The following is a 13690-nucleotide window of genomic DNA, read 5'->3' on the forward strand; positions in this document are numbered from 1 at the left end:
ATTCCCCTAAAAAGTCGTCTATATACCACTTGATAGGTAAAGCTAATGTAAAAACGTACCGACATTAAAAAAGGAATGCAGATAGACCACATTCCTTTTTTCTTTTGATTCCTAATTATTTACTAGTACACAGGTGTAAACATCCATGTGTCGTCAAGTGGATTTGTACCATTTAATCCGGTAGAGATAAATCCATTTGAACCAATAGCAAAGCTGATTGCGTTATACCTTGCGGAGCCAGCTAAAGCAGTATTTTCTGTCGTCCAATAATCTCCACTTGCTACATATTTATATGTTGTGTTTTGAGCAACAGAGTTCTTCAATCCACCTACTAAAAATCCATTGCCACCAATCGCAAATGTAGAAGCATTAGAACGCGTCAAATCGTATGAATAAGTTCCGTCCGAACGTTTAAGTGAATTTTTAGTAATCCATCCGCTTTTGCCATCGAATTGGCGAAGAGCTTCTCCATAACCATAAGAAGAAACACCACCACCTACGTAAGCTACGTTATTGATTACAAAAGCAAATGCACCAGTTACTTTATTAGGAAAAGTAACAGCATCAATTTCTGTCCATACGTTTGTTGCTGGATTATACTCAAAAAATCTATTTTCATTTTTTGAACCACCCTGCGTACCATTTGTGGCACCAGTACCTACATATCCTTTTCCACCTACCGAAAAAGCAACTGCACCATTTAATGCGATTGGTAAATCAGCTATTTTCTTCCATGTTTCTGTTGCGGAGTCAAATGAATAAAAATCACTTAAAGCGTTTGTACCATCATCAGTTCCGCTACCGACATAGCCAATTTTTCCTATAGAGAACCCCACTGCGCCACTTCTTGCGATACCCGGGAAATTAGACGAAGTTGGAAGAGATATCCATGATTTTTTATCTGCGTCAAATTTTTGCACATCAACTGCTCTAACCTTATTGTTGATTAATCCAGTCGTTGCATAATACCTTATTATCGATCACGAAACTCGCAGCACCAGATCTAGGATCACCACTAAATGCTGCTTGAGCAGACCACTCTGTAGTTTTGTCGGTTTCATCGTTGTTATCTTTTTTACAAGAAGAAAAAGATGAAACGGTCAATACAAGAGCTGATAGAATGAGTAGCCAATTTTTCTTGTTCATAAATTATTGAAATTTAGTATAAAGGATGTTTAATTTAATTTTTGGTTCATTACCCTGTTTGGACAAGATCAATCTGTCGCCTGTTGCAAAAAGATTCTGCAACGGTAGAGATACGTATAACGACGTATTTTTATAAGTTGTCTTAAATCTGGTTAAATATTCAATCAAATTAAAAGTATATTTACCATAATTTGTATTGTCGGAGACAGCAACTGCTTGTTGAACTTCATTAGGATTACCGAAAGGTGGATGCAGTAGACCAATTGGGTTACCTAAACTATTTGCAATCATGAGTACCAAACTTCTTGGTTGCGCAAAATTCGTTTGAGCGCTATTTTCTGCCTCAATGACTAATTCAGCTTTATTGATTGCAATCGTCGGATCATTCACTAACTGTAGTAACGTAGGAAATTCTATTTTTGCTACAACACCTGTAGATCCTTCTATAAAGGTATAACCATCTGTTTGGCCGCTAGCTATCTCCGGGTTTGATAAAGTCATTGAAGCAAACTTGGTTGCTGAACGATCCGCTTCAACATGATTATACTGAAAACCTCTATTATCAATGTTAAAATATTGTTTCCCTGAAGTCTTTGCGCCCTGCGCATTCATGAAGGAGTAATGTACCTGTAGATAAATTGTATCTTTAAGTCCGATCATTGTTGTGTTCCCTGCATCAGGAACGAGCGCTAAACCTTTAAAATATTCTTGAAAACTTGAACTAGTAGAAACTCTATTATCTTTATTTTTGATCAGTGAAAACAATTCATTACTGATCATATCGTTGAATCTAAAATGAAGTGAATCAATCGATCTAACACGGGGTCTGAAAGAAATTTCCGCTAGATTATTAGTCTCGTAAGCAAATTTTTTCGTGCTTGCAATACTTAGTGAAGGCAGATAATAAGGACGCTCATAAATAGGTTTAGTAGGGTCGAGCTGAGTTTGCGTGATATCTTCCGAAACACGGTGAACCGAAATTTTTTGCATTTGAGTCGTATCACCATAATAATATTTGTTGAGCGGCATCACCAATGAAACAGAATCCAGTACCGCATCATCCGGTAAGGTAGCACTGTTAATCGTACCGATTCCCAAACGCATATAAGAAGTCGATTTCACGCTTCCTGTGACATCATTTTTATTGTTCCCGACTAAAATCATCCCGGTAGCAGACGATGGGACGATATTCAATTGATAAGTAGAAACTTTGACGGAAACGCTATCAATAGGTACTAAGCCGATTGTTTCATTTCTCGAACTATCCAAGGAGAGTGAAACGTCTTTATTACAACCAACAAAAGCGGCCAATGTAAAAAGTGGAAGTAAAAATTGTATACTACGTCTCTTAAAGTCTTTAATCATATTAATTTTTGAATAGTGCAAAAGTAATCAATGACAACTGTTAATCAGTGTTATATTTTGTTAAATATGGTTAATTACCACAGCGATTGCAAATCTAGTAATTTAAATTTGTTTTAGTTATGGGTAGAAGATTTAAATTACTGATCAGTTTGATCGTTTTAATCGGGGTAGGAATTACTGTAGTTCTGGGGATTTGGCTCTATGGAAGTTATACCAATCGGCGGGATCTATTTCTATCCACAGCTGAGCGTTCACTATTCAACGCAGTTCAGGAGGCGTACCAGGCTCGCAATGGAGACCGGCAATTGGATGGGCGGGAGGCTGATCGGAATCGCCTCCTACAAGATGTAAAACGAGAGCTTTCGGGATTATTGCCCGCTTCAGAGCTCGATAGGGCTTTACAACGAGTAAATGCCGAACGGCCTAAAAACGAGCATTTTGAGCGTGAGAGCCACAACAGACGAGAAAAAATATTTCCTAAAGATCGCGAAGGACAGGGTGCAATCATTCCGCCCTTTTTGTTCCGTGACTTTGATATGAATACAGCTAATCTCAATTTGATCGAAAGAAAATTCAAAGAATCTTTAAACAATAAGAGCATATCAGTGCCATTTGAAATGGCTATTGTTACGATTCCTCATGATCAAATCAAAGACGTGCGCCGCAAGTACCGTGAAGCAAATCTCGCTTGGACTAGGCCGATGATGGTCAATCCGCAAAAAAATGAATTTCTTGTTATCAAATTTCAGGAGGATTGGAAGTATCTCTTGTATAGCTTGAGCTGGCAGCTACTCATCTCGTTGCTATTGATAGGGCTGCTGCTGGGCACATTCTTCTATCTGATGAAAACGATTCTAAACCAAAATAAAATGGCCGAGCTCCGTAAGAATTTTGTCGACAACATGACACATGAGCTTAAAACACCAGTGTCTACAGTCATGGCAGCCATAGAAGCTATACAAATGTATGGTGTAAAGGATGATAAGGAAAAGATGAATCGGTATCTGGATATTTCTAAAAGAGAGCTGGAACATCTGTCCAATATGATCGAAAAGGTTCTTCAGATGGATATTGATGCCAACAGGGGGATTGTTTTACAACGTTCGGATTTCGATCTTGTCGCCATGGTGGAAGGAGCTATTCAAGTTGCCCAACTGAATAAAGCCAAAAAAGTGGATTTTAACCTTATTACGATACCGGATAAGATCATGATCAATGGCGATGAAGCCCATTTAAAAAATGTGGTCAATAATTTGCTTGAAAATGCGATAAAATATGCTGGACAGGAAGTTTATATTGAGGTGGAAGTAAAGGAAATGAAGGAAAATGCCCATATTCGTATTACAGATAATGGCAAAGGGATTAGCTCCGAATACCATAATCAGATTTTTGATATGTTTTTTCGGGTCCCGTCCGGTAATCTACACGATGTAAAAGGATTTGGTTTGGGCCTTGCCTATGTCAAGCAGGTGGTAAAAAGACACGATGGGAAAATTACTGTCGAAAGTGAGCTTAGCAAAGGAAGTACCTTTCGTATTCTTTTACCTCATTAATAAATAGTGATATATACGTCTGAAAGCAAATGCCATTATATAGTGAGTTGTTAACAAGTGAATTTCACCAAATGGTTTTTGAAACGAGGAAAAAATATATTTTAATTGGATCATTTACGCTATGATTGAAATTTTATATGTAGAAGATGAGCCGAGTCTCGGAATGATCGTTGCCGATAGCCTAGAAGCAAATGGGTTCCATGTCACCCATTGCAGCAATGGGCACGAAGCCCTGGAAGCATTTACAGCGACTCGGCCAGATATTTTGGTTGTTGATGTGATGATGCCAGTCATGGATGGCTTTACATTGGCAACAAAGATAAGGGAATCAGATACCCAAATACCCATTATATTTTTGACCGCCAAAGTGCAGACAGAGGATGTTGTGAAGGGATTTCGTCTGGGCGGAGACGATTACGTCAAAAAACCATTTAAGATCGAAGAATTGGTTGTGCGGATAGAGTCCCTATTAAAAAATAGCCCCAAAATGCTGTTCGGCCAAAAGCTGATGATAGGAGACTATAGCCTCGATAGCCTAAAACATCAGTTGACCTATCAAAGTGAGGTGCTTAAGCTGTCTTTCCGCGAAAGTGAACTGCTGCGGAAGTTATACGAACAAAAAGATAAGGTCATCCCACGCGAGGATATCATGCGGGCCTATTGGAGCCATGATAAGTATTTTACAGGACGTAGCCTGGACGTGTTTATCAGCCGGATACGAAAATACCTCAGTCAGGATGAACGGATCAAGATTATCAATGTCAGGGGAGTGGGATATATGCTTACCGTTGATTGATCGAAGTGTTCCACGTGGATTGATCTAATGGGCATTTTAGGCTAACGACGATTTTTCATCACCGATTTTCCGCCAAGACCCCGAATATGATAAGTGAAACTTAATACCGCGTAGCGCGTTATGGCATTGGATTGCGAAACACGTACCCAAAGATCGTTGACCTGCTGATTGATATTTTTATTGTCATTAAATAGATCAAATACCGTGAGATTGATTTCAGCGTTCCTGCGCTTAAATAGTTTTTTGCCAACAGAAACGTTCCATAGCAAACTTGTTGTACTCGGTGAATTCAGGATACTACCATTGTAGAGGTAGTTGAACGTTGAATTGAGCGTCCAGGTTTTTAACAGGGTTAAAGCGATAGAATTACCGATGGTATGCTTATAGACTGAATAATTGGACTTCTCGGTCGCTGAGTTCTTGGAAAATGCTATATTTCCATTGTAATCCAATCCAATGATAACGTCTTTACTGAATGCTGTATTGACGCCAACGCGTTGACCCATTCCATATGTTTGCGCGTTGATCTTTTCGAGATTTAACAAAGTGTAATTCTGGTTGAAATACATATTGTTGTTCAGGTTTAAGTTGAGCTTCAACGGTTCAAAGCGATACCCAAGACTGTTCTGCCATTTCAGGTTATAAACTCCATCGAAGTTTTCTGGCCTGATATACTGTCCTCCTGGTCCCAATACGACGTCCTCCGTAATTGTGAATGCCGAATCTGTGGTGAAAATGGTGTTGGCGATTTTATGTTGAATGAAATCTGCTGTAAAATCAGAGGTGAAGCTTTTCCCCGTGCCCTTATTGATTGATCTGAATTGCAAAACAAGGTTATGGTCATACTCCTGTTTGAGATTTGGGTTTCCGGAGCTGATACGAAGTGGGTTTTGATTGTCTATAAAATCCTGCAATTGCTCGATTGAAGGTGTGTTTGTCTTTGTATTATACCGAAACTCAACCCGTGTGTCCTTATTGAAGTTATACTGGAAGTTCAGATTAGGCAGCAGACTGGTAAAGTGACTTTTTGTTGTCAGCGTATTGGGGAATAATTTGTCATTGACTTGCGCTGCAGTCTGATAATCTAAGCCAATCTGAAACCTTATGCTGTCTTTTTTGCTAAATAAGTAGGAGACACCACCGCTATGGTAGACAAAATCATTTCGAAATTCATTGGAAAGACGGTTTTTTAATTCCCCGAGCTGACCTGTTTCAGCTAGGAATTCATAGGTCTTCCGGTCCGAATAACGTGCAGTATTCCGAAAAGTATAATTCCCCTGAACTCGGGAATATTTACCTAACATTTCTGTATAGGCAATTTTGGAACGAAAACCATTATTGTCACCAAGGGAATAATTTCTGTTGTTGACCGTATCGACCCGGCTGAATAGCCCATCTTTATAATACGAGTTTAGCGCGAAATTTTCAGCATGGCTTTTATTGCTGCTAAATGAGCCATTGATATTAAAACTGATCGTGCGACCGGGTTTGTTAAGTCTTCGCATATACGTGAGGTCTCCGCCCCAGTTGAAATTTTCTACAAAGCTCTTATTCCTGCGGTCAGAACTATTTAGCATCTCGGCAAGATTTAATAAGGTATTGCCCGTGGAGCTACTGTTCCTGTCATTATTTTGATAGGAGAAATTAGGTTGAAAGTCCAGCTTTTGAATAGAATCTATCTTCCAGTTCGCGCGGACCGACAGCGCATGGCTGTTGCTGTAAGTATTGTTAAATTGATTCTGGTTGTTGATTTGGTTGGCCCGGTTGCCTGCAGTATATTCTGTTTTGCTTTGGCTGAGTACATTGTTGTCGGTATAGTTGTAGGTGTAATTTGCATTGAAGTCCATCCGGTCATCAAAAAAACGGTCCAAATAATTAAACCCCGCATTGAAACGTGTGGTCACTCCCTGACCGGTGCGGCCTCTTGTGTTTCCGCGAGGGGCAAAACCATTGGGCTGATTGACATTGTTGGTATTAATGTCAATTGAATATTGCCGTTTAGGATTCATTTTCGTTACCTGTGTATTGATGGCATATTTTCGGTCAGGACCTGCCCCCCCAGAGAGCTTACCGAAATAGGATTTTCTTTTATCGGGTTTGGTGACAATATTGATCACTTTCATCCGTTTTCCATCATCAAAACCACTAAATTTCGCTTGTTCTGTTTTATCATCGATAATTTGGATCTTAGCAATAACATCGGCAGGAAGATTTTTCAACGCCACTTTAGGATCTGTGCTGAAAAACTCCCGACCATCAATAATAATCTTATTGACGGACTCACCCTGAGCTTTAACATTGCCATCGTCATCAATTTCAACCCCAGGAATCTGTTTGATCAATTCGTCGGCATCTGCAAAATCTTGTGTAACATATTTCTTCGTATCAAATTCGAGCGTATCTCCTCTAACCTGTATACTGCTCGCGGCGATACTGATTTCATCCAATACAATTTCAGTACTACTGAGTTTAAACGTAAGGTCAACGGTTTTACCAAGCAGCTTAACGCGCCGAAGGTCTGTCGTATAGCCCATCGCTTGTGCTGTAACCAAATAGTCGCCGTCGGAAAGTTTGCTGCTGCTAAACTTCCCTAAAATATCTGTAGGAACCTGAAATTTAATTGAATCTTTCACCGCGATGAACGTGATACTTGCAGCTTGGATAGGGCGTGATGTTCTATCATCCAGCAGCGTGCCCATAATATAGTGCTGGGCTAAGACATTTTTTCCCAATAACAACATACTGATCGCTAGGAGCGAGATAGTCCACAAGTTGATCTTCATTGATTGAACAGCGAATGTGTTTTAATATTCGGTTAATGGTTACATAAATTGATTTGCCAAAAATAGGGTACTATTTGTTACGAATTATTATCATTTTGGTTACAATACCCCCAAGAGAATGGAAAGATTAGATATATTTGCAGTGGAATTAAAAGTCAGCTAAACAAAACCGTATAGCAGATGTAGTGTTATAAGGTTTTGATAAAAGGAATAAAAGATGAAAGAAAGTGTTTTGAGTAGAAAAGAGCGTATTATGAAAGAAGCATTGCTGCTTTTCTCAGATCAAGGCTATACGAATACCTCTACCAAAACGATTGCCCAAAATGCTGGAGTTTCTGAAGCCTTGATCTTTAAACATTTTGGAAACAAAGATGCGTTGCTGGTTTATTTGATTAAATCAGGATATCGCAAAGTGCTTACCCATCACCGCGGCATGATGACCTATCGTGAACCAAAAGAATTTCTGCGCACAATGATCAATCTCCCAAGTAAGCTGGTGAGTGCAGAACCCATATTTTGGCGATTGCAGGAGCGTTTGTCTCATCATCCATTTTCAAAACAGCAGCATGAACAGTTTATGAAACCGGTTCAGCCCATTATTCATCGTGCTTTTAAAGAATTAGGTTATGAAAGTCCTGAGTTTGAAACCGAATTCTTATTGCTGATTATAGATACCTTATGGAAAAAAGAAGCTATCGGCGAATTGGAGAATACCATGGAACTGACCCTGTTTTTAGAGAAAAAGTATAACCTGATTTAGCATACAAGATTCAGTGATTGGTTTTTGCCAAAGAACTGTTTCGTTAATCGCGGTAATCAATTGCCGCCCCGCGTTTTGCTCCCTTAATCCGTAGCGTCAGTACTTTTGCTGCCCCTTCCAAATCTTGAGAAGTTCTTTACAGCCAGTTATGTAATAAAAATGCCGTTTTATGCGTTTTTATATAAAAATATTGCAAAAACAATTTCTTATTCTCCAAAATAATAGCGTTCTTAGTACTTTTAAATACATTATACAAACTAATTTATGTTCAAAAAATTCGGTCTGGCAATATTGGCACTAGTCGGCACAATTCCTTTTTTGAAAGCTCAGGATAAAAAAGATTTTGTGCGCTATATTAACTCTCAGCATGAATGGGTCGATTCGGTATTCAATACTTTGACCCCAAAAGAAAAAGTTGCTCAGTTATTTTTAGTTCGTGCACACACCAATCTGGGGCAAAAGTATATTGACTCCGTCGCACAAGTGGTAAAAGACGAGCATTTGGGGGGACTGGTCGTATTTCAGGGCGGTCCAGTACGCCATGTGGAGATGTTTAATCGGTATCAGTCACTAGCTAAGGTTCCTTTGATGATGACATTTGATGGCGAATGGGGTTTGGGTATGCGCATGCCGGATTCTACCTTGTCTTTCCCTTATCAAATGACATTAGGCGCCGTGCAGGATAATAAGTTAATCTATCGTATGGGACGTGAGGTTGCCTTAGATTTCCATCGCATAGGGATGCATTTTAATTTTGCGCCCGACGTAGATATCAACAATAACCCCAAAAACCCAGTAATAGGTATACGTTCTTTTGGTGATAATAAATATAATGTGACGCAAAAGGCAAAGGCTTATATGGAGGGTATGGTGGATGGCGGAATATTGGCTTCCATCAAACATTTCCCTGGCCATGGTGATACCGACGTGGATTCACATTACGATCTGCCGCAGCTTCCTTTTGATAAAAAGCGATTGGATAGCCTTGAAATGTATCCTTTCAAAGAGTTGATCAAGGCTGGTGCTCCCGCTGTTATGGTGGCTCACATGAATATTCCGAGTTTGGATGACACTCCTAATATGCCATCCTCTATTTCCAAGAAAGTTGTTACCGATCTTTTACGCAATGAACTTGGCTTCAAAGGGCTAACGGTTACAGATGCAATGGACATGAAAGGCGTGAAGAAATTTTTTCCAAACGGTGAAGCCGATGTACAGGCCATTATTGCAGGCCATGATTTACTTGAAGTGTCGGAAAATAGCAAACGCGCAATCGATTTAATAATAAAAGCGATTGAAGCGGGACGTATTTCCCAGGCCGATATTGATGCGCGCGTCAAAAGAGTGCTCGCCGCTAAATTATGGCTTGGTTTAGATAAATACCAGGCAACTGCTTTACAGAATCTATATAGTGATCTACACCGTGCCTCGGCAGTTCAGCTTATTGATGAACTTTCAGATGCAGCAATAACCGCATTGAATTCGACAGAAAAATTAAAGTCATTCAAGAAAGATTTACCCACCGCTATTATCAATATCGGAATCACCGCCAACCAAACTTTTCAAAATGAATTAGGAGCAGCGCTGACCAATGAAACACAATATTTCATCACCGATAGCATGAGTAAAGATGAGATTAAGCGTTTGACAAAAGAAATTAAAAAGCATAAGCAGTTTATTATCGCTGTACACGATACAAGACTTCGTCCGCGCCCAACGATGGTGTTGAATAAAGATGTGCAAGGGTTGATGAAGAAATTTGCAAAAAAATCAATCTTGACCTTATTCACTAACGCTTATGCATTAGATGGTTTTGAAGCTTCAAAAAAGGCGAAGACCATTTTGCTTGCCTATCAGAATGATGCATTCATGCAGAAAGCAGCAGTAAAAACGATTTTAGGGCAAAATATCCCTAAAGGCAAGCTCCCTGTCACAATTAATAAGAAATTTAAATACGGGCAGGGAAAATAAAGTTTATAGCATCACACCCAAAAGCGCCTCTTCCCAAAATGGTCTCCCTGCAAAGCAAAACCGTTTAGGAAGAGGTGTTTTTTTAAGGGTTGGTTTAATTCTCTTCGATGGCTGTCCTACTATCAGACGGCTTACTTTCATTTTTCATTCGGTCTATTGCCGTCACGACATATTTATACTGTTGGTGCGGTTTGATGTCGTCATCGGTATACTGAAGCTTATCTCCGTCAAAGGTGATAAAAATAATTTTTCCCGGATCCTGGATACCGACTTTTTCATCGAGGTTGAATCGATAGATTACATAACCATAGGCAGACTCCCCATCGCTTGCCATATCTGGCTTTTGCCAAAATAGGGTGTTCATTTTAGCATTGGGCGATTTTTTCACTAAAAGACCAAAAGGTGCATTCGGTGGAATACTGTCTAGCCAAGGCATCGCAGGCGGTAAAGCAGGGCTTCGGTATAGGTCATTCCGCATAGAGTCCTGCAACCCAGCAAGGTTATCAGTAAGCGATTTGGAACTAAAATAAATACTTCCTTCCACATTGTGTTCCTCCCTTAAGTGGCGTACCTGTCTCGGAATTTGGCTTCGGTCTGTCCACCCGATCTTATTTTCGTTAACACGGTAAGCTCCATGGCCCACATAAAAATGGCGGCCATAGGTGTGTTTCTGCCACCAGTCAACTAAGATCTCATACGCCGCTGCTCGATTTTTGAAAGGAAAGTAGATCTGCGGATTGATATAATCAATCCAGCCTTCCTGCATCCATTTGACGCCATCAGCATATAACTCCCGATAAGCACTCAGCCCACGGGTCTCCGAGCCAGCACTATTGTTTTCTTTGTTGTCCCATACACCACAAGGACTGATACCGTATTTGACATAGGGCTTTACTTTTTTGATAGCAACACCAAGATCGCGTACCAACAGGTTGACGTTGTTGCGTCGCCAGTCGTCAATTTTTTCAATCCCATTATTATATTGACCAAAAGTAATCTGATCCGGTACGGGTGTATTTCTGTTATCAGGATAGGGGTAAAAATAGTCATCGAAGTGGACTCCGTCTACATCGTAGTTCTTAACCACATCCATAATCACATCAATTATATATTTACGTACTTCAGGAATCCCCGGATTGAAAAGTTTTTTACCGGCATAAGTGAAGAACCATTCAGGGTGACGCTTGGTAATATGGTCTTCCGAAAAATGAGCGGGATTTAACGTAGTTGAAGCACGATATGGATTGAACCAGGCATGAAGTTCCATTCCTCTCTTGTGTGCCTCATTGATTGCAAATTCCAAAGGATCATAAAATGGAGAAGGAGCCAATCCCTGTTTTCCGGTTAAGTATCTACTCCAAAGCTCTCTGCCTTTTGCATAGAAGGCGTCTGCCGCAGGACGCACTTGCAGAATAATCGCATTCAGTCCCGCACTACGATGTTGGTCCAGCAAATCGATGAATTCCTGTTTTTGCTTTGCAACATTATTGCCAGCTTTCACGGAGGGCCAGTCTATGTTACCTATCGTGGCAACCCATACACCGCGAAACTCCCGCTTAGGGAGCAGCTGAGAATGCGATCTAATCGAAAAGAAACAAATAAAAAATGTAAAAAAAGAATATAAAACTGTTTTTCCCGTCATCCTATAAATTATAGCCAACAAAGATAGGGAAGCATTTCTTACTTTTTCGCTAAAAAATGTAAGATGTTTGTTGGATACTTGCTAAAAGAACGTGAGCTTGGTTTTCAAATTGATAATAATGCAATTGCAGGTAACATTGTACTTTATTTGTACTAATTTAGATGCGGTTTTTAATAAAGCATGACTTGATCGGCTGACCGCAATAAAAAAAATTATGAGCAAAGAACAAATATCCGTTTTTGATATGTTTAAGATTGGTATAGGACCCTCTAGTTCGCATACCTTAGGACCGTGGCGTGCGGCGCAGCAATTTACCGCTGTGCTCAAGTCAAATGGTGTATTAAACGAGGTCGAACAGGTTAAAATTTTGCTTTATGGTTCTTTAGCTAAGACGGGGGCTGGGCACGGTACTGATATTGCTGTTCTATTAGGATTGAGCGGAGATGATCCCGTTACCTTTGATGTTAATCAAGTTACGCCTAAAGTGGACCATATCAAGGCAAGCGGTAAACTCCAAGTCGCTGGGGAACGAACCATTCCATTTTCCTACCCAGAAGATTTACTTTTTTTATATGCTGAAAGCTTGCCTTTTCATCCGAATGCTGTTACTTTTCAGGCTTTTCTATCCAATGGGAAAGCAATTAGTGAAACCTATTATTCTATAGGTGGCGGTTTTGTCGTGCAAGAAAATGACACCGAAGGTGTTTTATCGGAAGTAGACCTTCCATTTCCTGTAGATACTGCACAGGAACTCCTGCATTGGACGATGAAAACCGGATTGAAAATTTCCGAGCTGGTCCTCGAAAATGAATGTGCATGGCGTGAAGAAAGCGAAACGCTGGCGGGGGTATTAACTATTTATCAAACGATACAGGAGTGTATCTACCGGGGCTGCCATACAGGAGGGACATTGCCCGGAGGATTAAATGTCGAACGTAGAGCGGCTAAGCTAAATAAAAAATTAATGCAGGGGCGTACCTATCAGGATTATACGTCTTGGGTTGGCGCAATTCGCGAAGGAGGGCAAAACTTTCAATATATTCTGGATTGGGTAAGTTGTTTTGCACTTGCCGTCAATGAAGAAAACGCCTCTTTCGGACGTGTGGTGACAGCTCCTACTAACGGCGCATCAGGTGTTATCCCGGCTGTATTGCAGTATTATATCACATTCCACGACGGAATGCGTGAAAATAAAATTATACAGTTTATCCTTACAGCATCTGAAATTGGTTCAATTTTTAAGAAAAATGCAACTATTTCTGCTGCAATGGGAGGCTGTCAGGCAGAGATCGGCGTTTCCTCGGCCATGGCTGCCGGAGCGTTGACCGAAGTGCTGGGTGGATCGCAGCGGCAGGTGCTAATGGCTGCCGAGATTGCTATGGAGCATCATCTTGGATTGACATGCGATCCAATCGGTGGGTTGGTTCAGATCCCATGTATTGAACGCAATACGATGGGGGCTATTAAAGCGATAACTGCAGCACAGTTAGCGTTACAATCGAATCCGGATAAAGCAAAGGTTAGTTTGGATACTGTGGTTAAAACGATGTGGGAGACGGCTCTTGATATGAACGCTAAATATAAAGAAACAGCCGATGGCGGACTGGCCGTCAATATTCCTTTGAGTTTGCCGGAATGTTAATGATTGTCTGAGTCTTTTTGTTTTTTGTATCT

The 13690-nt window shown here is 40.3% G+C and carries 10 protein-coding genes; 5 read left to right on the plus strand and 5 right to left on the minus strand.

Annotation, left to right across the window (positions count from 1 at the left end):
- Positions 1–122: 122 nt before the first annotated feature.
- From QE382_RS02880 to QE382_RS02890, 3 genes are read right to left on the minus strand one after another with little or no spacing between them, the layout of a single operon-like run.
- Positions 123–977, minus strand: a complete 855-nt coding sequence (locus tag QE382_RS02880; RefSeq protein ID WP_442475968.1) for a Kelch repeat-containing protein — start codon at positions 975–977, stop codon at positions 123–125.
- Positions 937–1146 carry a hypothetical protein gene (locus QE382_RS02885; RefSeq protein WP_307184606.1) on the minus strand — a complete coding sequence of 70 codons (210 nt, stop codon included), beginning with the start codon at positions 1144–1146 and terminating at the stop codon, positions 937–939. Before QE382_RS02885 ends, QE382_RS02880 begins: the two co-directional genes overlap by 41 nt.
- Positions 1147–1149: 3 nt before the next feature.
- Positions 1150–2511 (minus strand): DUF4270 family protein, encoded by a 1362-nt coding sequence (locus tag QE382_RS02890; RefSeq protein WP_307184607.1) that lies wholly within the window; start codon positions 2509–2511, stop codon positions 1150–1152.
- A 119-nt stretch (positions 2512–2630) separates the two neighbouring features.
- On the opposite strand from QE382_RS02890, the gene QE382_RS02895 reads away from it, so the two are divergent.
- Together QE382_RS02895 and QE382_RS02900 are read left to right on the plus strand one after the other, a co-directional pair.
- Positions 2631–4064, plus strand: a complete 1434-nt coding sequence (locus tag QE382_RS02895) for a sensor histidine kinase (protein ID WP_307184608.1) — start codon at positions 2631–2633, stop codon at positions 4062–4064.
- Between the two features lie 121 nt (positions 4065–4185).
- Complete coding sequence (locus QE382_RS02900; RefSeq protein WP_307184609.1) at positions 4186–4860, plus strand: response regulator transcription factor; 675 nt, start codon at positions 4186–4188, stop codon at positions 4858–4860.
- 41 nt (positions 4861–4901) lie between these two features.
- Here the strand turns inward: QE382_RS02900 and QE382_RS02905 are convergent, their stop codons facing one another.
- The gene (locus tag QE382_RS02905) at positions 4902–7643 is read right to left on the minus strand and encodes a TonB-dependent receptor (RefSeq protein ID WP_307184610.1); all 2742 of its coding nucleotides are present in this window, start codon (positions 7641–7643) and stop codon (positions 4902–4904) included.
- A 217-nt stretch (positions 7644–7860) separates the two neighbouring features.
- Here QE382_RS02905 and QE382_RS02910 point away from each other — a divergent pair, with 217 nt between their 5' ends.
- Together QE382_RS02910 and QE382_RS02915 are read left to right on the plus strand one after the other, a co-directional pair.
- Positions 7861–8403: a TetR/AcrR family transcriptional regulator gene (locus tag QE382_RS02910; RefSeq protein ID WP_293884240.1), complete on the plus strand. Its 543-nt coding sequence runs from the start codon at positions 7861–7863 to the stop codon at positions 8401–8403.
- A 264-nt stretch (positions 8404–8667) separates the two neighbouring features.
- Complete coding sequence (locus tag QE382_RS02915; protein ID WP_307184611.1) at positions 8668–10374, plus strand: glycoside hydrolase family 3 protein; 1707 nt, start codon at positions 8668–8670, stop codon at positions 10372–10374.
- Between the two features lie 94 nt (positions 10375–10468).
- Here the strand turns inward: QE382_RS02915 and QE382_RS02920 are convergent, their stop codons facing one another.
- Positions 10469–12016 (minus strand): glycoside hydrolase family 10-like protein, encoded by a 1548-nt coding sequence (locus tag QE382_RS02920; protein ID WP_307184612.1) that lies wholly within the window; start codon positions 12014–12016, stop codon positions 10469–10471.
- A gap of 214 nt (positions 12017–12230) precedes the next feature.
- On the opposite strand from QE382_RS02920, the gene QE382_RS02925 reads away from it, so the two are divergent.
- Positions 12231–13658, plus strand: coding sequence for an L-serine ammonia-lyase (locus QE382_RS02925; RefSeq protein WP_307184613.1), 1428 nt, complete (start codon positions 12231–12233; stop codon positions 13656–13658).
- Positions 13659–13690: the final 32 nt, after the last annotated feature.

The sequence above is a fragment of the Sphingobacterium zeae genome (assembly GCF_030818895.1).
Classification (GTDB): Bacteria; Bacteroidota; Bacteroidia; order Sphingobacteriales; family Sphingobacteriaceae; genus Sphingobacterium; species Sphingobacterium zeae.

Coding starts and splice junctions, on each gene's coding strand:
- QE382_RS02885 (WP_307184606.1), bottom strand. CDS start 1,146: ATGAACAAGAAAAATTGGCTACTCATTCTATCAGCTCTTGTATTGACC.
- QE382_RS02890 (WP_307184607.1), bottom strand. CDS start 2,511: ATGATTAAAGACTTTAAGAGACGTAGTATACAATTTTTACTTCCACTT.
- QE382_RS02895 (WP_307184608.1), top strand. CDS start 2,631: ATGGGTAGAAGATTTAAATTACTGATCAGTTTGATCGTTTTAATCGGG.
- QE382_RS02900 (WP_307184609.1), top strand. CDS start 4,186: ATGATTGAAATTTTATATGTAGAAGATGAGCCGAGTCTCGGAATGATC.
- QE382_RS02905 (WP_307184610.1), bottom strand. CDS start 7,643: ATGAAGATCAACTTGTGGACTATCTCGCTCCTAGCGATCAGTATGTTG.
- QE382_RS02910 (WP_293884240.1), top strand. CDS start 7,861: ATGAAAGAAAGTGTTTTGAGTAGAAAAGAGCGTATTATGAAAGAAGCA.
- QE382_RS02915 (WP_307184611.1), top strand. CDS start 8,668: ATGTTCAAAAAATTCGGTCTGGCAATATTGGCACTAGTCGGCACAATT.
- QE382_RS02920 (WP_307184612.1), bottom strand. CDS start 12,016: ATGACGGGAAAAACAGTTTTATATTCTTTTTTTACATTTTTTATTTGT.
- QE382_RS02925 (WP_307184613.1), top strand. CDS start 12,231: ATGAGCAAAGAACAAATATCCGTTTTTGATATGTTTAAGATTGGTATA.